The 24,370-nt window shown below is 32.7% G+C and carries 25 protein-coding genes; 22 read left to right on the top strand and 3 right to left on the bottom strand.

Translation table 11 applies throughout. From position 1 onward, the window contains the following. Positions 1-61 precede the first annotated feature (61 nt). Complete coding sequence (locus V7719_RS10415) at positions 62-517, bottom strand: GNAT family N-acetyltransferase (protein ID WP_335729843.1); 456 nt, start codon at positions 515-517, stop codon at positions 62-64. A 707-nt stretch (positions 518-1,224) separates the two neighbouring features. Between V7719_RS10415 and V7719_RS10410 the strand changes: the two genes are divergently transcribed. The 13 genes from V7719_RS10410 (at position 1,225) to V7719_RS10350 (ending at position 11,104) form a co-directional block, all read left to right on the top strand. Then, positions 1,225-1,446, top strand: coding sequence for a hypothetical protein (locus tag V7719_RS10410; protein WP_335729842.1), 222 nt, complete (start codon positions 1,225-1,227; stop codon positions 1,444-1,446). An 11-nt stretch (positions 1,447-1,457) separates the two neighbouring features. Then, positions 1,458-2,027: a Crp/Fnr family transcriptional regulator gene (locus tag V7719_RS10405; RefSeq protein WP_335729841.1), complete on the top strand. Its 570-nt coding sequence runs from the start codon at positions 1,458-1,460 to the stop codon at positions 2,025-2,027. Positions 2,028-2,128: 101 nt separating this feature from the next. Continuing rightward, on the top strand, positions 2,129-3,040 hold the full coding sequence (locus V7719_RS10400; protein ID WP_335729840.1) for a DMT family transporter: 912 nt from the start codon (positions 2,129-2,131) through the stop codon (positions 3,038-3,040). A gap of 114 nt (positions 3,041-3,154) precedes the next feature. Continuing rightward, positions 3,155-3,571 carry a hypothetical protein gene (locus V7719_RS10395; RefSeq protein ID WP_335729839.1) on the top strand — a complete coding sequence of 139 codons (417 nt, stop codon included), beginning with the start codon at positions 3,155-3,157 and terminating at the stop codon, positions 3,569-3,571. 74 nt (positions 3,572-3,645) lie between these two features. Continuing rightward, positions 3,646-4,008, top strand: coding sequence for a carboxymuconolactone decarboxylase family protein (locus V7719_RS10390; protein ID WP_335729838.1), 363 nt, complete (start codon positions 3,646-3,648; stop codon positions 4,006-4,008). A gap of 108 nt (positions 4,009-4,116) precedes the next feature. Continuing rightward, positions 4,117-4,437, top strand: a complete 321-nt coding sequence (locus tag V7719_RS10385) for a YdhR family protein (protein WP_335729837.1) — start codon at positions 4,117-4,119, stop codon at positions 4,435-4,437. A gap of 77 nt (positions 4,438-4,514) precedes the next feature. Beyond that, positions 4,515-5,267, top strand: a complete 753-nt coding sequence (locus tag V7719_RS10380) for an alpha/beta fold hydrolase (RefSeq protein ID WP_335729836.1) — start codon at positions 4,515-4,517, stop codon at positions 5,265-5,267. Between the two features lie 67 nt (positions 5,268-5,334). Then, the gene (locus tag V7719_RS10375) at positions 5,335-6,027 is read left to right on the top strand and encodes a type 1 glutamine amidotransferase domain-containing protein (RefSeq protein ID WP_335729835.1); all 693 of its coding nucleotides are present in this window, start codon (positions 5,335-5,337) and stop codon (positions 6,025-6,027) included. Between the two features lie 106 nt (positions 6,028-6,133). Next, entirely contained in the window at positions 6,134-7,291 is a 1,158-nt protein-coding gene (locus V7719_RS10370) for a helix-turn-helix domain-containing protein (RefSeq protein ID WP_335729834.1), read from the top strand. 121 nt (positions 7,292-7,412) lie between these two features. Beyond that, positions 7,413-8,633, top strand: coding sequence for an acyltransferase family protein (locus V7719_RS10365; RefSeq protein ID WP_335729833.1), 1,221 nt, complete (start codon positions 7,413-7,415; stop codon positions 8,631-8,633). Positions 8,634-8,664: 31 nt separating this feature from the next. After that, positions 8,665-9,909, top strand: a complete 1,245-nt coding sequence (locus V7719_RS10360; RefSeq protein WP_335729832.1) for an acyltransferase family protein — start codon at positions 8,665-8,667, stop codon at positions 9,907-9,909. Further along, complete coding sequence (locus V7719_RS10355) at positions 9,896-10,606, top strand: DUF6090 family protein (RefSeq protein ID WP_335729831.1); 711 nt, start codon at positions 9,896-9,898, stop codon at positions 10,604-10,606. The genes V7719_RS10360 and V7719_RS10355 overlap by 14 nt, the downstream gene beginning before the upstream one ends. A gap of 48 nt (positions 10,607-10,654) precedes the next feature. After that, positions 10,655-11,104, top strand: coding sequence for a hypothetical protein (locus V7719_RS10350; RefSeq protein WP_335729830.1), 450 nt, complete (start codon positions 10,655-10,657; stop codon positions 11,102-11,104). 177 nt (positions 11,105-11,281) lie between these two features. Here V7719_RS10350 and V7719_RS10345 read toward each other — a convergent pair whose 3' ends face one another. Beyond that, entirely contained in the window at positions 11,282-12,385 is a 1,104-nt protein-coding gene (locus V7719_RS10345) for an adenylate/guanylate cyclase domain-containing protein (protein WP_335729829.1), read from the bottom strand. 125 nt (positions 12,386-12,510) lie between these two features. Between V7719_RS10345 and V7719_RS10340 the strand changes: the two genes are divergently transcribed. The 8 genes from V7719_RS10340 to V7719_RS10305 all read left to right on the top strand — a co-directional run bounded on the left by V7719_RS10340 (position 12,511) and on the right by V7719_RS10305 (position 20,261). Continuing rightward, on the top strand, positions 12,511-13,635 hold the full coding sequence (locus V7719_RS10340) for a helix-turn-helix domain-containing protein (protein WP_335729828.1): 1,125 nt from the start codon (positions 12,511-12,513) through the stop codon (positions 13,633-13,635). A gap of 235 nt (positions 13,636-13,870) precedes the next feature. Continuing rightward, positions 13,871-14,428 carry a YSC84-related protein gene (locus tag V7719_RS10335; RefSeq protein ID WP_335729827.1) on the top strand — a complete coding sequence of 186 codons (558 nt, stop codon included), beginning with the start codon at positions 13,871-13,873 and terminating at the stop codon, positions 14,426-14,428. 93 nt (positions 14,429-14,521) lie between these two features. Then, complete coding sequence (locus tag V7719_RS10330) at positions 14,522-15,991, top strand: amidase (RefSeq protein ID WP_335729826.1); 1,470 nt, start codon at positions 14,522-14,524, stop codon at positions 15,989-15,991. A 2-nt stretch (positions 15,992-15,993) separates the two neighbouring features. After that, the gene (locus V7719_RS10325) at positions 15,994-16,122 is read left to right on the top strand and encodes a hypothetical protein (protein ID WP_335729825.1); all 129 of its coding nucleotides are present in this window, start codon (positions 15,994-15,996) and stop codon (positions 16,120-16,122) included. Further along, on the top strand, positions 16,119-18,485 hold the full coding sequence (locus V7719_RS10320; RefSeq protein ID WP_335729824.1) for a TonB-dependent receptor: 2,367 nt from the start codon (positions 16,119-16,121) through the stop codon (positions 18,483-18,485). Before V7719_RS10325 ends, V7719_RS10320 begins: the two co-directional genes overlap by 4 nt. Before the next feature lie 4 nt (positions 18,486-18,489). Beyond that, a complete protein-coding gene (locus V7719_RS10315; RefSeq protein ID WP_335729823.1) occupies positions 18,490-19,335 on the top strand; it encodes a DUF4249 domain-containing protein in 846 nt (281 codons plus the stop codon). A gap of 131 nt (positions 19,336-19,466) precedes the next feature. After that, positions 19,467-19,655: a hypothetical protein gene (locus tag V7719_RS10310; RefSeq protein WP_335729822.1), complete on the top strand. Its 189-nt coding sequence runs from the start codon at positions 19,467-19,469 to the stop codon at positions 19,653-19,655. 42 nt (positions 19,656-19,697) lie between these two features. Beyond that, complete coding sequence (locus V7719_RS10305) at positions 19,698-20,261, top strand: hypothetical protein (RefSeq protein ID WP_335729821.1); 564 nt, start codon at positions 19,698-19,700, stop codon at positions 20,259-20,261. Between the two features lie 55 nt (positions 20,262-20,316). On the opposite strand, the gene V7719_RS10300 is transcribed toward V7719_RS10305, so the two are convergent. Beyond that, a complete protein-coding gene (locus V7719_RS10300; RefSeq protein WP_335729820.1) occupies positions 20,317-22,353 on the bottom strand; it encodes an adenylate/guanylate cyclase domain-containing protein in 2,037 nt (678 codons plus the stop codon). A 114-nt stretch (positions 22,354-22,467) separates the two neighbouring features. Here V7719_RS10300 and V7719_RS10295 point away from each other — a divergent pair, with 114 nt between their 5' ends. Beyond that, positions 22,468-24,318 (top strand): sigma 54-interacting transcriptional regulator, encoded by a 1,851-nt coding sequence (locus tag V7719_RS10295; RefSeq protein ID WP_335729819.1) that lies wholly within the window; start codon positions 22,468-22,470, stop codon positions 24,316-24,318. Positions 24,319-24,370: the final 52 nt, after the last annotated feature.

The raw sequence follows: 24,370 nt of genomic DNA, 5'->3' as shown, positions 1-24,370 counted from the left end.
ACAACGTGTTTGTTTATGGTTTTTTGCGTGGTTAAACCATTAATTTTATACGGTGTTGTTCTTATTTATTTATTCTCTTTTCAAATTTTATTTTTCTAATTCCGTGGTCAGTATCCCATTGTTTAACTTCTATAAAACCAAATTTCTTATATAATTTAGTTGCTGGACCATTCGCAAGTCCAGTTTCAACTACAAAAAGATTCGAATCAAATGTGTTGAAAACAAATTCTATTAATTTTCTTGCTATTCCACGTCTAAAAAATTTCGGGTTTACTACCAAACTATTGATATCTGTACATTTATTGTTAAATTCAATCTCAATAATTCCTGCTAATTCGCTGTTTTCACGATACCCAAAGAACATATTATCACTATTTAGATAACTTTCAATGGGTCTTTTAAGAGGAGGGAAATCGGTTGCATCTAATAATTTAGCTTCAACTGCATACGATAATTGAAAAACAGAATGTATTTGATTTGATATTTCTAACTCGCTATTTTGTAGCCTTTCAATCATTTTTCAGTATTTTATTTTAATTAAGCACAACGTATTTTTATAGGTAATGGTGTCGTTATATTCGTAATATATCCACCTACAAATCTAGCGGATTTTTAATAGAACCAAAAGCTACTTTTGGCTAAAAGCAAGCGAAATTGGAAAGCAATTAGAATGGATGCTCAAACCTTTATATATCTATAACACTCCATATGATTATTTTGACAATTAAAATAATAGCTTAATAACGCTATGTTACTTCACATTGCTCCATATTGTTATACGATATTTAGGTACAAACGGCCCCCTTTTTTATATTGAGCTCAATTATACAAGCGATATTTTTCTTGTATGATGGTTAACCAATCCCGAAGATCATTAAATTTTGCGATTACAACTTTTATCTATTTACTTAGATAACACTTCTAGGTGATAAAAGAAGAAAATTAGATGGACTGCATTTTACCACATTCAATAATATACTATATAAAACATTGTCATATGACAACTTTTACACTTTCATAAGCTCTCATCTTTGTACTGTTGATGAGCAATAAAGTTTACGACTTAAAACAAAGAATCATGAAACAGTCCATTACACCAAGTGTGAATTCATTTTTCCAAAGGAAATTTGAAATCGCTAACGTGAGCAAAAGGGCTCGTTGGAATCTTAAAAGACATTACACATTATAAACCAATAATAAATAAATATTAATAAAATTGAAGCAATGAAAATTGATAATTATTTAGTCCCTACAATAATATTAGGTATTATTATTGGGATAACTGTAGGAATTGTGATTGACGACCTAGGACAAAGTATAGCCATGGGAGCTGTTATAGGAATAAGCGTTTGGGTTCTTTTAAAAACAAAAAACAAAATATTAATTTACGAGAAAGATAATACTAGATTGTCTTTTGGGAATAGTTTGATATCTTACAATAAGTAAACCACTACATTATGTATAATCAGCTTGAAAATTACTTAAAAGAGCGTACCGATATTAATGACACTTCACTTCAAGAAGTGACCTCGCATTTTAAACCTTTAAAAACAAAGCGTAATGAAGTATTATGCCGTACGGGACAGGTGTGTAAGAACTTTTATTTTATAAATGAAGGATGTCTTCGCATGTATGAAATTGACAATAAAGGGAATGAAGTGACTGGTTATTTTGCGTTGGAAGATCAAATTATGTCTGCGATAACAAGTTTTGTCCTTAATAAACCATCTAGAGACTTTTTGGTATCTGCAGAACCCTCTAATTTATTAGTTATAAGCAGAGATAGTTTTTTTAAACTTATCGATACCATTCCTGAATTTAGATATGTATATAATCAATTTATGGAATTTGCTTTTATCCACTCTCAAATGCGGATTTATAGTTTTTTAGGAATGGAAGGTATAGATAAACTGCGATGGGTTATGGAACATGAACCCAAATTATTAACCAGAATTTCAAGCAAAGCAGTGGCGTCATATTTAGGTATGACAAACTCTACACTTAGTAAATTGCGTGCACAACTTTAAAAATTGAATCTATTCTAATGAAAGCGTTGTCATAAGACCATTTTTCTTTTTTCAAATCTTCTAAACTTTGACGTATTATTAAAACTTAAATTTTATAATACATGAAAGCCAATATCTATTTTATAATTGCGACGCTATTTTTAGGACTAAATTTTCATCTTTCTAAAATTGTGTTAGCCGAAGTTAGCTTTATTGAAGCTATTTCATGGCGCTTTACTTTAGCAGGCATAACCTTATTTCTACTAGCATATAAAAACTTAAAGTCTTTGCAATTAAAGCGATCCAGCATAAAAGGAGCTGCCCTTGTTGGCGGTATTGGTTTACTTGGATTTAATGTATTCTTATTTCTTGGTTTAAGGAATAGTTCAGCCATTAATGCAGCACTTATAATTGGTCTTAATCCTGCAATAACAGTACTGCTTTCAAGTATTATATTAAAAACCTCATTAAAGACAAAGCATCTAATTGGAATTATAATTTCATTTTCAGGTGTTATGTATCTAATTTCAAAAGGCAATATTACCAGCTTTCAAGATATTGACTTTAATTATAGTGATGTCTTAATTTTAATTGCCAATATCTTTTTTGCATTACATCATGTTTGGGTGAAAAAGTATTCTTCAGAATTAGAAAATACGAGCTTCACTTTTTTAGCAATTCTTTTTACGCTTATTGGAATCCTGGTCTTTTTGCCCTTTGTTGAAATACAAGAAATTGCATCTCATTCTACCAAATTTTGGTTCGCCATAAGCGGATTAGGGATTTTAGGAACAGGGGTTGTCTTTTACTTTTGGAATTATTCAGTTCAGAAAGCGGGCGCAGATCAAGCAGGGATTTTTATGAATATGGTACCATTGTTTACGGCACTATTTGCGGTATTTTTTAATGAATATTTATACAGATACCATTTTATTAGTGCCCTATTTATTATTTCGGGAATGCTAATAATGAAAATTAATAATAGAAAAATGTCATACTACTCCATGATTTTAAAGCGAAAATTAAAAATGTAATTATAAGTATGCTTTTCTAAAACGTTGTCATATGACAACTTTTAAACTTTCATATCCTCGCATCTTTGTACTGTTGATGAGCACTAAAGTTCACAATTTTAAAACATTTATATTATGCCACTTACTTTAACATTAACAGAAGGTGTTTTGCCTGTTGGAACAGAAAAAAAAGCCGTTCAACAAATTACAGACTCCTTCTTAAAAAATCATGGTTTAACGGGTAATACCGTTATGACACCAAACATCACAGCCAATGTACATATTGTACCTAAAGGCATGTCCTTTTCTGGAGGTAAAGAATTCTTAGGTGCATGGGCAGAATGGAAAGTTCCTTCATTTGCACTTGCAGATAGAGCTATTCAAAAACAACATTTTGCAGAGGTTACAGACATCATTTATAAATTATCAGGAGGGAAACAACCCAAAGATAATATCTATGCAAATGTTGTTCATGCCGTAGATGGTGGATGGAATTTAGACGGAATTGCAATGACTAATGAAGAAATAGGAGAAGCCATCTCTAAAGGGTAATAAGTAACCAATTTAAACAGTATTAACAACTCCGGCTCATGGTCGGAGTTGTTGTTTAAACAACTAATAGAAACATGAATTCTACCATAGAAATTCGACATTTAGAATTAGTCAGACTTAGAATTGGCTACCTAAATAATTGTAACTATTCTATCAGCCTTCACTTTAATGAGCTTAAAAATTTTGGAGAAACAGACTTAAGACTTTCCCTAGTGTCAGTTTGGAATCACGTTCCACATTTTTCAGTAAAAGAACGCGCACTTTTTGCTTTAACAGATTATATCATTAGTACTAATAACGACGACGAATTAGAAAGCATTCACACCCTTTTAGAACCACACTTTTCTAATGATCAAATTACAGATTTATCAAATGCTATAAAGCAAATAGATCTATGGACGCGTTCTATGAAGCACACCAATGATGCGTTGTCCTAAAAAAAAGCATAAAGCTCAAAGCGTTGTCATATGACAACTTTTAAACTTCAAATATGCCTCAAATTTGTACTATAATTATAACACAATATAAATTTAAAAACAAAAATTATGAGTAAATCAAAAAGAGTTTTCCTATACGGAGAATTACAATCAAATGTACCGAATTTCACACCAGAAATATGGGAACCAGTAAATGAAAGATTAAAAACAGTACCAGGATTAATCCGTAAAACGTGGTTAGTAGGAATGAATACAAACACTTTAGGGGGTTTGTATGAATTTGAAAGCGAAGAAACGGCATGGGACTTTGCAACTGGACCATATGTTGAAGAAGGAAGAGCGATTAATGCATCTGTAACTGTCAAATTATTTGATGTTGACAAAGGTGAAGGGCCAAGTAGAGGAATGAATTCTCCTCACTACGATTAATAGCAATTGTAGATGGGCATCAAAATCATGGTGTCCATTTTTTTTAAACAAATTACTAAAATTAAAAAACAGAAATAATGAATAATTCAAACAAAACATTTTTATTAATCCATGGCGCATGGGAAGGTGCTTGGTCATGGGAAGAAACAACAGCTTATTTAGAAAAAAACGGGCATACTGTAAACGCTATCGATTTGCCAGGACATGGTGATGATAAAACACCAATTTCTGAAATCAATATGGCTCTTTATGCTAATCGCGTTAAAGCAGAATTAAACAACACAGCCGGTCAAGTCGTATTAGTAGGACATAGTTTTGGGGGCTTTGTAATTTCTCAAGTAGCTGAAGAAATGCCAGATAAAATTGAAAAATTAGTGTTCATAGCTTCAGCAATGCCTTACGATGGAAAAACAGCCGTTGAGGTTTTTGAAGAAGATGAAGGAAGCGAATTTCTAGAGAATCTAATCTTCTCTGAAGACAAAAGTACAGCAACGATGAGTAGAGAAACTATTTTAAACGTTGTATTTGGTGGAGCCACAGAAGCTCAAATTGATGAGGTATTACCAAAATTAGTTCTTCAGTCAACAACTCCATTTTTTGAAAAAGTAATTACAACAGATGAGAATTTTGGAAGTGTTCCTAAAGCATATATTGAAACAACTTTAGATCGCGTCATTACATTGAAAGCTCAAAGACACGGACAAAAAATGTTGGGAATCGAAGAGAGCGTGACTCTAGAATATGGTCATGTACCATTAGAAACGGGTCCAGAAAAACTTGCAAATGCATTGCATAAAGTAGGGACCTCAGGAAACACAGTATTAGCATAAAAAGCAATCAAACTAAAGGGAGCTGTTTTAAACCTTCCTTTAGTTTTAACTATAAACAAGCAATACAATGAAACACATATTATTTATAGTAACAAGTACTAACGTTACAGGCACTGGAAAACATGCTGCAGGTTATGAATTCTCAGAAGTGGCAGATCCTTATTTTGAATTCGCAAATAAAGGATACAATGTCGACTTTGCAAGTATTCAAGGGGATGCTCCTCCATTTGTAGGCTACGACAATACCCAAATATTAAGCAAAAATTTTAAGGAAGGGAACGGATTTAAACGCCTCAACTTTAGTCATAAATTAAGTGATGTAGATATTGACGCCTACGATGCCATTTTCTTTCCAGGAGGTTTAGGTCCTATGACCGACATGGTAACAAATCCTTTAGTTAAAGACATCATAAAAACAGTCTATGAAAGCGGACGTGTTGTTGGTGCTGTTTGCCATGGTCCTGTAGCATTGCTCAATGTGACTTTATCAAACGGAGAGAACCTTCTAGAAGGGAAACGCATCAATTCATTTACTGAAGCTGAAGAAAATATCGACAAACATATATTGGGCGATGTTATTCCATTTATGCTCGATGCCGAATTAATAAAACAAGGTGGCCAATTTTCATATACAACACCATTTGATCCTTTTATAGTAGCTGATGGGAATTTGGTAACTGGGCAAAACCCAGCTTCTGCATCTGGTGTCGCTATTGAAATGATGGCTCTAATGCATAACAATATAGAAACAGCATCGTAACATGTAGCGTATCGCATCGTTTTATTTAAAGCACTTCAAAACATTTTAATCAATGCTCAAACCCCTTACATCTTAACAGAAAGGAATAAATTGTTATTTTTGAAATATGCAAGACATTCCTTTAAATATCAATTTTATTGCTGCTGTAATTTTTATAGGCGTATTTCTTGGCTTTTTTCTGTCCTATTTTTATATACGAAAGTCATGGAGACAAAGTTTACCAAATTTGATAATGGGATTTTTTATTTTAGCTTTGACACTAACAATGTTAGAAGGCTGGATGAACTATACAATGTTAATTTTTAAATTTTTATCGATTACTAATTTTGCTGAACCCTTTAATTTTATCATTGCGCCTCTTCTTTATTTATTTGTTGTTTCTCAGTTTAAAGACGTAAAAAAACCTGTATATTGGTTGCATTTTACACCGTTTATAATTTGGACATTATATTGTGTTTTCTTCTTTATTCAGCCTGATGCAGTTAAATACAATTCAAATATTGAAGTGATGCAATTGGATATTCCTTATATCTATACAACTCAATTGATATCAGATAGTCCTTTAGGGATTAGGCATTATGTAAACGTATTGACAGGAGCTTCATTTATTATTTATATTTCACTAATTGTTAGACTGCTCATTATTAAATCAAGGGAACTTAATCAAAACCTGTGGAAAACCAACAATAAAACATTAATGGCTCTACGCAATTCGTTATATCATTTTTTAGCGATTATAGCGATATTTGTAATTGTTAAATTGATATTTAAAAACGATGTTGGCGACTATTTCATCTATTTATATTTATCATTTATGCTGTTTATGGCAACTGTTCAAATCATGAATAGTTCTAATTACTATGAAGAAGTTTCAAGTTTTTTGGAAGGGCCTGTTTTAAAGTATCAAAAATCATCTTTATTAGACGATCAAAAAAATGATATTCTTGAGGCTATAATAAGCCAAATGAAAAGTGAAAAATATTATAAAAGTAGCACGGCATCATTATCCGGGTTATCTAAAGCAATTCATCAAAGTTCACATCATGTCTCTCAAGTTATTAATGAAAAGCTCGATCAGTCTTTTTTTGAGATGTTAGCATCCTTCAGAGTCGAAGAAGCCAAAGCCATTTTAAAAACTGATTTAGGTAAAAAATTAACCATTGAAGACATTGCAGAACGCGTTGGTTATAACTCTAAATCGGCCTTTAATACCGCTTTTAAGAAGTTTACTTCACAAACACCATCAGCATACAGGGATTCGTAATCTACTGATAATCAGTCATAATTAGTGCTTCCTTATAAACTCGAACATCGAGCTTATAGGCTGATTCGTCCAAACCTTCATGGTGTTCTTAGATTTGTTTCATAATTAAATAGTAATTATTATGAATTCACAGATCAAATCAACAAACGAACGTAAACATTATATAGATTGGCTTAGGGTTTTAGCTTTTGGCTTGCTCTTTCTTTTTCATTCATGGAGACCTTTTGACCAATTTCCATGGCACATAAAAAACGAGGATCAAAATTTCATTTTTGACTTACTTACTATGTTTACTCATGGATGGCGTATGTTTCTTATATTTTTAGTATCAGGCGCTGGAACATGGTTTGCTTTGAGATCTCGTAAGAAAGCATTCGTAATGGATAGAGTTAAACGATTAATCGTTCCTTTTATATTTGGAATAGTATTAATAATTCCACCACAACGATTTTATGAATGGGTTATGTTTCGTGATTTTTCAGGAAACTATTTGGATTTTCTAATTGCGTACCCTTCTCAACAACTAGGTGCCAACATGGGGAGCAGTTTGTTGCTATGGTTTGGCCATTTAGGGACTCATCTTTGGTTTCTACCATTTTTATTTGTTATGACGATGTGTGTAATTCCATTGTTTAAAAAGATCCAAAAAGGACAATTGAAATTTTCTTGGTTGAAGCGTATTATGCAAAGCAATTATGGCGTATTCATTTTGGTGTTACCTATGATTCTTATACGTGTTATCTTAAAACCTATGTATTCAGAATATACAGATTGGGCAGACTTTTTGATATATATGTTACCTTTTATTTATGGTTTCCTTTTTATGAGTGATCCTGAATTTATTAATATCATAAAGAAAAAAACATATCTTTTTCTTGTTGTAGGTCTTATCAGCTCAATTTACTTTATATACTCTGCTTTTCTAGATCCTCTAAATATTCAAGAATATATGAACCCGAGCTATTCTTTAAAACACATTGAATTAAGTGTTGTTTCTATGCTGATTGCTTATAGTTGGATTTTATTCTTCTTAGGATTTTTTGCAAAACACATGAACTTTAAGCATTCAATCCTTGTACCAGCAAACATTAGTATACTCCCTATATATGTGCTTCATCAGTCATTGATTATCGTATTTGGGTACTATATCGTAGGGTTAGAACTAGGCACATTTACAAAGTTTATCATTATTGCATGTACAGCTATTCCTGCATCGATATTATTATACAAGCTTATACAAACTAATAATAGTTTACGATTTCTGTTTGGGATGAAAAAAAAGACGAATAAGAAGGGTAGTCAGGTCAAGCAAGTTAGTAATGCTATGGCATTTGATAAATAATAATAGGCAATACATCAAAAAACGAATAGATATGAATTCTCAAGAACAAATAAAAAACGAACGTAAATATTTTATAGATTGGTTAAGAATCGGACTTATAATAAGCGTATTCTTTTTCCATATAGGCATGATTTTTAGACCAGAAAATTGGCATGTTAACAGTAAAATGACATTTGAGTTTTTAGAGCCCATTATGTGGTGGCTTCATGTTTGGCGCATGCCATTGCTGTTTTTAGTTTCTGGAGTTGGTACGTATTATGCTATTGGGCACAGAACAAGCTGGCAATATTTAAAAGAACGGTTTACAAGATTATTCATTCCGCTTTTAGTTGGTTTTTTTACATTGGTTCCATTAATGGTTTATGTGGAACGTATTGATAATTACAACTCGCTTTTAGATTTTATTCCTCACATGTTTGATGGAGGACCTTATCCTGTTGGGAATTTTTCATGGCATCACTTGTGGTTTATTGCATACTTATTTGTCATTTCTCTTTTAATAACACCCTTTTTAAATTATACTAAAACCGGACATTACAATATGGTACGAGGTAAATTAATAGCAATATTTTCAAAAAGAAAGGGATTAAATTGGTTATTACCAATCATCATTATATCGCAACTAATTTTAAGGGAATATTTCCCTAAAAGCACACATGCACTTTATAATGATTGGGCCTATTTCACGTATTATGTAATTTTCTTTGTAAGTGGCTTTATGTTGTTTACGAGTCCAAAAGTGATTAATGCACTTGCTAGAGATAGACGATCATACCTATATCAAACAATCCTATTTACGATATTGTATTATGTAAATATATATATGGTGGAAAACAGTGATGTAAGGCATTATTTATATTTAGGTACTAGTTTAACATTAGCATGGTCTTGTGGATTAACTGCAATAGGGTATTTCAAACGATATTTTAATAAAGACCATAAGTATAGAAAAATAATGAATGAAGCTATTTACCCATTCTATCTGTTACATCAGCCAGCACTTATTTTTGTAGGTTATTTTGTGTTACAATGGGATATTTCTTTTGGATTACAGGCTTTATTAATAACAGTATTTTCTTTGTTTTCAATACTAATTACGTATTGGTTTATTATTAGAAAATTCAATATTCTTAGACTTTCTTTTGGTATGAAAAAGAAAGCCCCAAGAAAAACTTTGGTACCTCAAAGGAGTTTTGTAAATTCAATTGAAGGGCAACTACAACCAATAGTAGTAGATACTCCTTCCATAGAACCAAAGCGAAATGAAATTATTTAGAGGTGTACGGCAATCATTAATTAAAGAAAAAAACTTAAAGCGCTATTTATTATATGCTGTTGGTGAAATCCTATTGGTTGTGATAGGTATTAGTTTGGCCTTTCAGTTAAGTAATTGGGATGATAATAGAATTAAAAAGAACGCTGAAAACAAATATTATGAAAGCACAAGAACTCAAATAGCAGACGACAGCCATATAATATTAGAACAAATTCATTTTAACAATCGTTATTTGGCTGAATTTAAATATATCAATGAAATTATTGAAAATAATGATCGAAGAAAAATGGATACACTCGGACTTTTAGTTCGAAATCTAACTCAATATTCAGACTTTGATAGGCAAGGTAATATTTATGAAACCATGGTGAATAGTGGACAAATAAATTTACTTCAAAATGATAAGATTGTTAATGGCATAAGAGAGTTGGAAGAGATGTATATTTATATTAACAGAATGGAATCTATCCATTATGATGCCATGATGAATTATACAGGCCCAGTCGTAGCTTCTGTTTTAAAATACTCAACACTTGAGATTAAAAAACCGGATGATGTTTTTACCTATGAATTTCAAAACCTAGTAATCTCACTTATACAGATTATGGAAGAAAAAGACAGAACCTATAATCAAGCAAGAAATAAAATTGAACACATTCTTAAATCAATTGATGAAGAATTAGATACTAAAGGATAAAAACTTTCAATCATGAGAAAAATTAGTTTCCTACTATTCGTTCTTACTATGGGCTGCGCTTCCCAAAAAAGTGACAATGACTCACTCGAGCATCATATTGGTGAATTCGGAGATAGTATGGAGACCATTAGAAGGAATCTCGAAGGACGTTATGGTAAATTGGAAGAGCGTGAGCTTCGTTTGATACTTTCAACAGCAAATAAGAAACAAACCCAGTTAGAATGCTATGATTTTATGTACCACGGAAAAAAAAGGTTCGTTGAGTTAATGTTTAGTGATAATAAACTGGAGATTATTCATATTATGAACACCGAAAGTGACCATGATGAACTAAAAGCTATTCTGACTAAAAAATATGGAAAGCCTAGTTATTCTTCTGAAGTAGTCGATTATTATGCAGCTCCAGGGATTTCTCTAAGGACTAAACCTCGTGAAATATCTTTCCATTCGGATAAGGTGAGTTTGGAATATGATGGGTACATGAAAAGCCTTGAATAATTTGATTCTTAAAGAGAAGGGAGACATAGAACTTAAAGGTAAGGCAGAAAAGCTTTCACTTTATGGCGTCCAATTGGCATAACAATATATTAATATTCAGTAATATTTAATAAACAAAAATTTAAAGTTCGGCTTGCGTTTGTCTGAAAGAATAATTTCTATTACCTGCACTACGTTTTAAATAAGACCATTGTAAATAACATCGTACAATTGTATATGCTCTTTTTTTCCTTGAAGGAGCAATTTGTCAATTTTATTAAATGAATAGCCATCGGCTTCTTTTAATTTATTGAATAGTTCTTCGGAAATAAGCGTTTTTGAATTGTAGGTATTACACTCTGATTGAATACGAGCTGTTGTATTTAAAACATCTCCAGTATAAATAATATCTTTTTTAATGATTCCTATTTCACCAGCTGTGACCTCACCAATATGGTAACCAGCTTTAAACTCTGGAACTAAGCCAAATTGCTTCATGTAGTGCTCCTTGTTTTTATGAATTGTTTCTGAAATCTTAATAAAACAATAAATACAATTGTTTTTTTCAATACCCTTTTTTTCTTTCCAAGTCACTACTATTTCATCACCAACATATTGATAAACTTCTCCAGAGGTTTCTAATATAGCATTCGTCATATCTGCATAATATGTTTTTAATAATTCGAAATAGCGCTCATGCCCAATACCTTCAGCAATAGTAGTAGATGATTTCATGTCTAAAAACATGAAAATTCGTTTTTCTTGGTTGGGCGTATGATATTTTCCGAGGTAATTCATCAAAACGTTGCTACCTAAGTACGCTTCAATTTCAGAATAGAATAACGCAATATCAAGGATGACACCTGTATAGATAACAATAACCCAAAATGAAAATTTAGACATAAATTCCAAGAGACTTTCAAAGATTTTCTGGCTAAAAACAGGACTGTCTAAAAGAATGGCATTGAATATAATAGTTAAAACGGAAATAAATAGAATAATCAATACAAGGTAAAAGATACTCTTATACACGAATTTTTTCCATAACGCCAGTTTACTAAAGTATGCTCTCATCCATAATACTTCAATACACCCTTGAAACAATCCCATAAACAGGCTTCCAATATTTACAATAAAAAAGGACTCTTTAAAACTGTATCTGTTTCCGGTTGTTGGGTAATGCTCGAGCTCTCCTAAAAGTCCAAATTCTAATAAAATATAGATGAATCCAAACAATAGCCAGATGACACCAAATACTAGAATTTGTCTTATTTGCCGCTTATACTTTGAATGTAATATCATATAGTAAATATAAATAAATCATATGGCTTTCATTTATAACACCTATAAAATCAATGTTAAACGCAATAAATTAAGTGACTCAAAAAAATATTCCGTTATTTTGCAGTCATATAACTAAGCACTGCATGTTTTTTATTGTTGGAATCTTCATAGCCATTTTTCTTTCACTTCTTTTACTACTAAAAAAGAATAAATCGCGCGCAGATAAAATTCTTGTTATTTGGCTTATTTTTATTTCTATTAACCAGATATTGCGATATTTTGCGTTTATAGAGTATTTTTATGAACATCCACATTGGTTGGGAGTTGAGTTAGGCTTACCGGTATTACATGGGGTTTTATTATATTTCTATGTGATTGAAATTACTGGAAACACCATTAAAAAGAACAGTATTGCATTTCTACATTTTCTGCCCACCATTATTTTAATTTTATTGGCCATCCCTTTTTATCAATTAACTGGTGAAGGAAAAGTGTTTGTTTATCAAAACGACGGCGAAGGTTTTGAATGGTATACAGTGATTGAAGTTTCAGTAATAACCATTTCTGGTTTAACCTATTCAATTTGGTCTTTAGTGATAATAAACAGATATCAAAAAATAATAAAAGATAGATTTTCGAATACGGATAAAAAGGAACTGCAATGGCTACGACTACTGTCAATTGGTTTTGGTATTATATGGATTTTAGCTATTTTTTTTGATAGTAATATAATTTACTCTGCCGTTGTTATTTTGGTACTCTTCATGGGCTTTTTTGGAATCAATCAACTTAATATATTTTATTCTAATATTGATGCAGTCGGAAATTCAGATAAAGAAATTAGCGCAGAAAATCAAAAATCAAATACAAAAAACACCTCTAAGGAAAGCGCTTCAATCGGAAAATATGCAAAGTCTGGATTACATGAAAATATGGCTTCACAGATTTACACCAAATTACAAGGGTTGATGGCAGACAATTCTTTTTATAAAAATGAGGAGCTTACTTTAGTGGAGTTATCTAAAAATTTAAAAGTTCACCCAAATCATTTATCGCAGGTTATTAATGAGATGGAAGGAAAGAATTTTTATAACTACATCAACGCCCTTCGAATAAATGAGTTTATCAAAATGGCATCGCTTCCAGAAAACAAAAAATACACGATGATTTCTCTAGCTTATGATTGCGGATTTAGTACAAAATCTACTTTTAATAAGCATTTTAAATTGCAAACAGGAAAAACTCCTACAGAGTTTTTTAATTCTTAGTCTGTTTTATTCAATTATTCGTTTTTGCTTGTAAATACACACCTCTTTTATTAGTGTTTGTAATTTCCTTGAAACCTTTGTAAACACTGAATTTTTTAGTGCTTACCTATAAGCACGTACCCCTGTTTTTGCCCGCCTTGTAAACTTGACCTTTCAGGAGCCATAACTGCCACATCTTTGTCGAAGAATTAGACGCATGAAATAGTTCATTCGTTAATATTAAATATTCACAAAAATGAAAACAGGACAATTAAAAACAGGAAAAATAATAACCACTGTCTTAGCGCTTATTATTTCAATGACAATGAATGCACAAGTAGGAGGTTGGAATCCAGAATTAACTAGTGATTCAAACGAAGCGTTAAAAACAATGCTTGAAAAAACACCAAAACTAGAATCATTTCACAATGAATCTTATGGCTATGTGGTTTTTCCGAAAATAACAAAAGCAGGTATCGGAATTGGCGGAGCCATGGGAAAAGGCATTGTTTTTGAAAATAATCAAGCTGTAGGAGTATCTAAATTAAAACAAGCATCATTTGGCTTACAATTTGGCGGACAACAGTACAGCGAAATTATCTTCTTCGAAAACAAAGAATCCTTTAAAAGATTCACCAATGGAAAATTAAAATTTGACGGCCAAGCATCTGCTGTAGCATTAAAAAAAGGAGCATCTATTAATATGGCCTATCAAGAAGGTGTTGCAGTTTATACGCTTTCAAAAGGCGGTTTAATGTACGAAGCTTCATTAGGCGGACAACATTTTAAATACGAAGCTAAGAAAGACTTGTAGGTCACCAACTTCTAAAAAAAGTGTTCCGTTTTATAAAATGGAACACTCAAAATGGAATCAGAATATACCTTTGCCAATCTTAAATTCAATACGATGAAACCAATACTATTTCAAAGCGCAACAGAAATAACAAAACTTATAAGAGATAAAAAGATCTCTTGTGAAGCTGTTGCGATCGAATTCTTAAATCATATTAAAGCATTCAATACAACAATAAATGCCATATCTGATATCAAAGATTATGACGAGATCATTTCTGAGGCTAGAGTTAAAGATATGTTGTTAAAGGATGGTATTATTTTGGGGCCTTTACACGGTTTGCCAATAACGGTAAAAGACAGCTTTAATGTTGAGGGTTTAATTTCTTCTAACGGAAATCCTAAATTAAAATCAAACATTGCTAAAACTGATGCAGAATTGGTTGTGCGATTAAAAAAAGCAGGCGCCATCGTTATTGGCAAAACAAATTTGGCATTATACGCGCTCGATTGGCAATCTACAAATCCGTGGTTTGGTCAAACCAATAACCCTTATAATCTTAATCATGTTGTAGGCGGCAGTTCTGGAGGTTCTGCAGCAGCATTAGCTTCAGGGTTTACGGCTTTAGAATTAGGTACTGATGCGGGTGGATCCATTCGCGTGCCAGCTCATTTTTGTGGTGTTTGTGGTATTCGTACCACAGAATCGGCACTATCAAACAGAGGAAATATGGTAACACCAGGCCTACCTAAATTAGGGAGATACTTGGTGAGTAATGGTCCTATGGCTAGAAATGTAGACGATTTAATTTTAGCATTAGAAGTCCTTTGGAATGGTGAACAGCAGTGTTCTGAAAACCCTCCAGTACCTCTAGAACAATTTCAATATAGAGGAGAAAATTTAAAAGTAGCCTATTCTGAATCTCTAGATGGTTTGTATCTAGATGAAGACTACACAGAAGTATATCAACGATTTTTAAATAAAATACATCATTCAAAACATGAACTAGTTCAATCAAAACCAAATTATAGTTCACATACACTTATTAATCTTTGGGGTAAAATTGCAGGTTATGATTTCGGCGCAGCTATGAAGAAGATGCCTTTTAAAGGATTGCTTTCCTACCTATTTATAAAATCAAAATATCGAGATAAGCAATGGGCAAAGGGCATGTGGCAAGGCGCAAAAATCTCTAAACACGGGTATTCAGAAGCTTTACAGCTCAAGGATGAGGTCTCAGATACATTTATAGATTTTTTTAAAAAGTATGATGTTTGGATAACACCAGTTTCAATCGCGCCAGCTTTTAAACATCAAAAACCAGGAGTTACTTTTGAAGTAAACGGGAGAAAAGTTCCTTATACAAAAGCATTTATTCCGTTTAATTTTCCGTCAACAATTCCAGGGCATCCTATCGTAGTTATTCCAATTGGATTAACAAAAAAGGGACTACCTGTCGGTGTCCAAATTCATGGTCAAAAATGGCATGATTACAAGCTGCTTCAAATAGCAAAGGAGTTAGAAAAACTAACAGATGGTTTTCAGATTCCAAACCTGTTTAATCAAGAATATAAAACAAACTAAGAATGAACTACACGATAGGCTCCTCAATAGGTCTAGGTTGGTTTACTGGGGCTAAAACAAGCTTAAAATCAAACCAAACCAATAATAAGTATCAATCAAAAAACGAACAATCAAAACAATCAAAACAATGAAAAACGGAGTATTACTATTTATGCTATTTACAACGCTCTTGTCAGCACAAGAAACGTTTACAATAAATGGTATTGTCAAAGAAGCTAATAATGGCGAAACAGCCTTTGGAGCGTCAGTGTTTCTTAAAGGAACAACAAATGGAGCAATGAGTAATGAGTATGGGTTTTACTCTATTACTGCGCCAAAAGGAAATTACACGCTTATAGTATCTTATATTGGATTTGCCGATGTCACTAGAGAGATTACTTTAGAGAATAACATAAAGATAGATTTTGAAATTACAGAGGAATCGATGCAATTAAACGAGGTTGTTATCACAGCCGAAGAATCGGAACGCGCAAGTCTTAGAAACCCACAAATGAGTGTCTCTAAAATTAAAGTATCTACAATTAAAAAAATGCCAGTTGTTTTGGGTGAAGTAGATGTTGTGAAAGCTATTCAAATATTACCAGGTGTAACAAACACAGGTGAAGCCTCTGGAGGCTTTAATGTTCGAGGTGGTGCAGTAGATCAAAACTTAGTGTTGTTGGACGAAGCGATTATTTATAACACATCACACTTGTTAGGCTTTTTCTCGGTATTTAATGCCGATGCGATTAAAGATGTAAAATTATATAAAGGCGCTATTCCAGCTCGTTTTGGAGGTCGTGTGTCTTCAGTTTTAGATGTGCGTCAAAAAGATGGAAATAGTAAAAACTTTAACCTAACAGGAGGAATAGGCATTATTTCTAGCCGTTTAGCAGCAGAAGGGCCATTGTTTAAGGATAAGGGCTCGTTCTTAATTGCAGGTAGAAGTTCTTATGCGCATCTTTTTTTGAAAGCATCCGGTGAAGAAAATAGTGCTAATTTTTACGATTTAAATTTAAAAACCAATTATAATATCAACGACAATAATAAACTGTATTTATCAGGTTATTTTGGGCGTGATAATTTTGATTTTGAAGGAGGATTTAGCAGTGGTTATGGTAATCTTTCTGGAAACTTAAGATGGAATCACATCTTCAATGAAAAACTATTTTCAAACGCATCATTGATTTATAGTAAATATGATTACAACCTAGAATTAGATGCTTTTCAGTTTGATTGGGTCGCTTCTATTAAGAACTATAATGCTAAATATGATTTAAAATATTATGCAAATGATAAACTTAAGTTAGATTTTGGAGCCAATGCCATTTATTATGATTTTGATCCTGGTGCAATTGAACCAACGTCTGATACATCACCTATAAATTCGTTACAATTAGACAAGAAGAAAGCTTTTGAAAGTGGTATATATATTAATGCTGAGCATAAATTAACAGATAAACTGACAGCACAATACGGAATCCGTTACAGCAATTTTACGAGACTAGGCGGACAGTCATTAGTTGATTATCAAAATAATCAACCTGTAGTTTACAACGAAACATTAGGAATCTACCAAGCAGGAACAGCAATAGGTGAAACAGACTATAGCAAAGGCAGTGACATAAAAACTTTTAATAATCTTGAGCCTAGATTAGGACTATCGTATCAATTAAATGATGTATCATCGGTAAAAGCTGGATATTCAAGAACAGCACAATACATTCATTTATTATCCAATACCACAGCGGTAACACCAGTGGATGTGTGGGCACCTAGCGGAAAGTTTATTAAACCACAACTATCAGATCAATTTGCTTTAGGGTATTTCAGAAATTTTAAAGATAAAACATATTCGTTTGAAGCAGAGGTATACTATAAATCAGTAGATAATAGGATTGACTACATAGATGGTTCAGATCTAATTGGTCAAAATACAATTGAAACCGAAATTCTTAATGGAGAATCTAGAGGCTATGGTTTAGAATTATTATTTAGAAAGTCTAAAGGGAGATTTACAGGTCTCTTGGGTTACACTGCTTCTAAATCAGAACAGCGAACATTGGGAGGAAGCGCAGGCGGTCCCGGTATTAATAATGGAAATTGGTATGATACAGCCCAAGACAGAACGCATGATTTTTCATTTACAGGAAGTTATAAACTCAATGAAAAATGGACCTTTGGATCTAATCTTGTTTTTCAAACGGGTAGACCTGTCACCTATCCTAATGGACAATATCAATATGAAGATATTTCAATTGCAAATTATTCTGATAGAAATTCTAATCGATTGTCTTCATATCACAGATTAGACTTATCAGCAACATATGTTCCAAACAGAAGACCACATAAACGTTGGAAAGGTGAATGGGTTTTTGGACTTTATAATGTATATAATCGAAAAAATGCAGCTTCAGTTTCATTCGGTCAAAACAGAGAATCTGGTGCAAATGAAGCTACAAGAACAGCTATTTTTGGTATTGTACCATCAGTATCATATAACTTTAAATTTTAATAAAATGAGAACGATTTCAAGAATTATAATAGCAACAATACTATCAAGTTTAATATTTATATCATGTACAGATGTCATAGATGTAGACGTCCCAGAAGCAGTATCTAGATTAGTAATAGAGGCCTCTATAGATTGGGAAAAGGGAACTATAGGAAACAATCAAACGGTAAAGTTGAGCACATCAACGCCGTTTTTTGATCAAGAATTTGATCCTGCTCTAGGAGCTTCAGTCATTATAACTAATGATAATGACGGCTCACAATTTATGTTTGTAGATCAAAATAACGGAAGTTATACAACAAGCAATTTTATACCACAAATGGGACAATCTTACACCTTAGAAGTGGTTTACGAAGGCGAAACGTATACAGCAACTGAAACATTAACTTCAGTTGTTGATATTGAAGAAGTATATCAATCTACAGATAAGGGGATAAGTGATGTTTTAGAAATTAATCTCGATTTTCAAGATCCTGCAAATGAAGAAAATTACTACTTCCTTAAAATACAAGAACTGGCAGATGCATTACCTGCACTTTTTGATATCAAAGACGAATTTGTCGATGGTAATTTAATTAATCTGTATTATGAACGTGATGAAGATGAAGACATTAATCAAGAGGAATACAAAGCGGGAGATGTTGTAGACCTTGAACTTTATGGCATTTCTAAGCAATATTTTGAATACATAAGTCTGCTTATTACGCAGTTTGATGCCGTAGATAACCCCTTCGGATCCATACCCGTGCCTTTAAAAGGTAATTGTATTAATGAACTAAATAGAGAGAATGATGCTTTTGGCTATTTCAGATTAACAGAAGTAGTTAAGATAACTTACACATTTCAATAACATAAGTAGTTAGTTGGTTAGCCAACCCTTTTCAAATGATGACGATTTTGATGATTGATAGCAGTTTGTTTAAGTCAGATGTTGGAGGGTTGGGTTTTCCTTTTTTGAGATGAAATGTAAAAAAAAAGACAATGAAAGGGTTACAATTAAATATGAAGTCAACATTGGTTAGTGTCATGGAATTTGAGCATTTAAAATTTGAGCATCAAAGTGATGAACATATCGTGACCTTAGTCGATGCTGATGGTTATGAAATCACTCGTGGTTATGGTTCGTCTATAACTGAAGCCATTAATGATTTACATCATAATTTGATATAGTGTTCTACGCCTATATAAACGGAGGACATTCCTTTAAAAAAAATGAAAAAACTAAACAAAGATCATAAGGCTTCTATACTCTTTTTTACGCTAACACTTTTGTTTATTCTAACAGTAATGACAAATAAGTCGTTTTTCGAATGGGTGTTTGACAGGCATCATAACCAGTGGAGTTGGTATATAAGACCCCTATTTTTAATACCCTTTTGTTCTTTTGCTTATAAACGCAGTTGGTCTGGAATGGCTATAACTTTATTTTGCTTGTTTACAAGTATGTTTTGGTTTCCTATACCGGAAGTTATTAGTGATCAAGTGAAAACATTTCTTCAATTTGAAAAAACCTATCTCTATGGAGAATGGGATATCAAAAAAATAATGATGACGTTTACCATTCCCGTGTCTTTTTTTCTATTAGGACTTTCTTTTTGGAAACGAAATTTGAGAATGGGACTAAGTGTTTTAATATTAATAGCGACTGGAAAAATAGTGTGGAGTATTCAAAATGCTGGAGAATCGGGAACATCAATATTGATACCGGCTATTACTGGATTATTAATCTGTTGCGTGGTATTGTTTTATGGATTTAGAAAAATGGGAAAGGAATAACGAAAGACTTTCAAACCACATTGTTACATATTAAGGGAAGAATTGCATGGTAAGCTTACTCAATCCCATGAGATTTTAAAATAGCTTGATACTGTTTATTGTCTTTTAAGTAGTCAAAAAACTCGTCGTGCTCTCTTTTCAAGGTTCTAGTTTGTTTGTTTCTTATTGAGTCTAAATGAAACAAAACACTATCATTCATTTTTAAACCAGCAAAAACAACAGCTAATTGATGACTTTTTTCTCTAGGATGTCCATTTTTGCGAATAGAATCTAAAACGTTATGAGCTTTTAGCGTGTCGCCAGTTTTGACATAACAATAACCTAAAAAGCGATTAAAAACATTTTCCTTTTTTACCATTTGCTCCAAATATGGTATAGCTTTCTTGAATTTTTTTTGATCCATAAATAGCCTAAAGTATGATCTATTAATAACAAACTGATTGCTATCATCATCTCTACTTTGTATTTTATCCATAACGGCTTCTGCTTGTTCAAATTCTTCGTTTGCTGTTAACGCATTAAAGTAACTATTGGCCGTTGGAAATGAAAACGGGTCTAAACGATAAGCGATTTCTGCTTGTTCCAGTTGTTTTTTATATTGTCCCGTATAAAAAAAGTAAGTTGAATATTGATGTCTTGCTGTTAAGTCGTTTGGTGATAATTTAATGGCTTTTTTAAAAGCAATATCTGCAGCTTTGTGTTTTCCTTCAATATTATTTATAAGCCCTTTAACAGAATATATTCTAGATATTTTATCATTAATTTTTTCTGCTTTATCTAGATACTCATTTGCAAGTTGAGAAGCTTCTTCTGGGTCTCTTCTTGAATAATAGGTTTCTAAATATATAGAGTTTGCAATTTCTGCATAGGCAACCGCATAGTTTGGGTCTAATGCAATAGCTTCCTTATAAAGTAAAATGCTTTCGGCTAAGCTTTCTTTATTTCGTTTATCAGCTTCATTTCTACCTTTTAAAAACAACTTATAGGCTTCAATGTTTTGAGTAGGAATAACAGTTAATCCTTGCAACTCTTCAAAAGACAGATTAAGATGTAAGGCATCAACAATTTCTTCAGAGACCTCGGTTTGTAAACTAAAAATATTGGTTAATGTTTTATCATAGTTTTCAGACCATAAATGCTCGTCTGAAGTCGCATCAATTAATTGAGCAGTAATTCTAATAGCGTCACCATATTTGCGAATACTTCCTTCTAAAATATATGACACACCTAATTCTTTAGCAATTTCAGGAATTGTTTTTTCAGTGCCTTTGTATTGCATGACCGAAGTTCTGGAAATCACATGTAAATCTTTAATTTTAGATAATTGTGTTAAGATGTCTTCGGTAATTCCGTCTCTAAAAATCTCAGAATCATTGTCATTACTCAGGTTATCAAAAGGTAAAACAGCAATAGATAACTCTTTTGAGGGTAGATCATTTTTAATGAAGTATGGATAGAATAAAAAGACGGAAAACAAAACTACAAGTGCAAAGGTTGCTAAAACTAAAGCCTTCTTTTTAGTAATAGTTTTACTGGTGTCATTTGATGTCGCTTTTAATTTCCCCTTAATGTTTTCGCGTTTTGGGACTATTAATCCCTTGTTAGCTATAGCGAATATGGGTATAGCGTCATCAATATTTTTTAACTCATAAGCATCTAAAAACTGCGCCTTGATGTCTTGGTGGTTTCTAATTTGATCATGGACTTTGTCAGAAACCAATACACTTCCTGGTACAGCACAAGATTCGATTCGTGAAGCCACATTTACAGCATCACCCAGAATATCATCTCTTGAATATATAATATCACCAACATGAATTCCAATACGAACAGGAATCATAGGTTCTATAAGGAATTCATTTTGAAGCTCTATGGCACATTTAACCGCTTCTACGGCGCTAGTAAAAATACTTAAAGTGCCATCGCCAAAATATTGAATAATCCTGCCATTAAATGCTTTGGTAGTAGAGTCAAACGTATTGCGATGACGTTCGCGTATGTTAAACGCATTTTCTTCATCATGACCCATTAAAGTAGTATAGCCTTCGATGTCAGTGAACATGATTGCAGCCAGAAGTCTTTCTTTTGACATTGAAGTGGGTTAGATTGTTGTTTACCAAAGTTAATTAAAAATAGTTTGTAGTTAAAAACGGTTTTTGTGATGGTATAATAATTAATATCTTTAACACTATTATCATACATTATTATGGCTAAAAAAGAAACAAGTACATTAATTAACTTCTTATCGAACGTGTCCTTTTTTTCTGAAGTCTCTAAGCCATCATTAAAACATTTGTGTGAAAGCGCAGAAGAAGTCACTTTTAGGAAAAACGAAACCATCTTCAAAAAGAATGAAGAAGGCGATTCAATGTACGTTATTCTTAAAGGTAGTGTGAAAATTCATGAGAATAATTATGTTTTTAGTACCATGATTAAAGGCGATTGTTTTGGTGAATATGCGCTTATAGATGATAAAAAACGCTCAGCTTCTGTTAGTACTTTGGAGAAGACTGTCGTTTTAAAAATAGAGCGCCATCGCTTTTTGGACATTATGTCTAGGGACAGTGGTTTTTCATTAGGTATCCTAGCTGTTTTAATAAAGCGACATAGAAATATCGACGCAATACAAGAGAATTTATCTAACTCTAAGCAAGCATTAGAGTTAGCAAACTCTAAAATGAAAGGGCTTATTGAAGGAGCTATGGATGCCATCGTTATGTTTGATAGTAATTTCAGAATAGTGCTCACAAACCCTTCGGCTAATAAACTATTAGAAAATGACGATGCTTTACAGCGCAATGTGCTGTACTTTTTTGATGAAGACAGCGCTAATATTATAGAATCCTTGGTTAATAAAGGTTTGGAAGACGATAAAAAAGCAATTAATAATTATCTGCCTAATGTTGTTAAAGTAATTGGGTCTGATGATACTGAAACTTTAAATGAAGGAACTATTAGCAAGTATGGAAACGAAGCCGAAACCTTTTATACCTTAATTCTTCGGAATATCGAAGAACGTCTTGAAGCTGAAGATCAAATTAGTTTTTTAACCAAGCAAACTCAGTACTTAGAAGAAGAAATCAAGGAGCTTACTAGTGACTATGGTATTATTGCTGAAGATAAAAGTATGCGGAATGTACTAAATCTTATAGAGCAAGTGGCAACTACAGATGCGAGTGTTTTGATTAATGGGGAAACAGGAACAGGAAAAGAGTTAGTTGCCAGAGCAATACATAAAGCCAGTAACAGAAATGACAAGCCTTTAATTAGAATCAATTGTGGTGCGATTCCAGAAAACTTAATCGAAAGCGAATTGTTTGGTCATAAAAAGGGAGCCTTTACTGGCGCAACTTCAGATAGAAAAGGACGTTTTTTATTAGCAGATAAGGGCACGATTTTTTTAGATGAAATTGGCGAGATGCCTATTAATCTTCAGCCTAAATTATTACGGATCATTCAAGAAGGCGAATTTGAAGCCGTGGGAAGTTCCGAGACTATAAAGGTCGATGTGCGTATTATAGCAGCTACACATCAAGATTTATTGCAACACTCTAACGAAGGCAAGTTTAGAGAAGATTTATATTATAGACTGAATGTGTTCCCTATTATTGTCCCGCCTTTACGATTGCGTGGGAATGACATCTATATTATAGCCAATGAAATGATACAACAGTTTTCTAACAAGCTAGCAAAACCGATGGTAGAACTAACCAAAGCCGATAAATCACTTTTAATAGCTTATTCTTGGCCAGGAAATGTTCGTGAACTACAAAACCTGATTGAGCGTGCTATTATTATTTCGCAAAATGGAGTCATAAATTGGGAAGCTATTATCCCTAGCACAACTAATAACGAACCTGTGTTTCAAGAAACGCAACATGAAAAAATTCACACGGGAAAAGAACTTCTAAACCTCGAAAAAGAAAACATCTTAAAAGCCCTTAAACTTACACGGTGGAAGATTTCCGGAAAACATGGTGCTGCCGAGTTACTTCAAATACCAGCAACTACTTTAGCGTCAAAAATTAAGGCTTTTGGCATACATCGACCTGTGTAATTAACGAGATCCCGTTAAATTGTTTACTTAAAATCGTTAACTAACGAAATCT

This window comes from Psychroserpens sp. (assembly GCF_036960315.1).
Taxonomy (GTDB): Bacteria; Bacteroidota; Bacteroidia; order Flavobacteriales; family Flavobacteriaceae; genus Psychroserpens.
The sequence above is the reverse complement of the archived record's forward strand: the minus strand, read 5'-3'. Positions and strand labels throughout refer to the sequence as shown.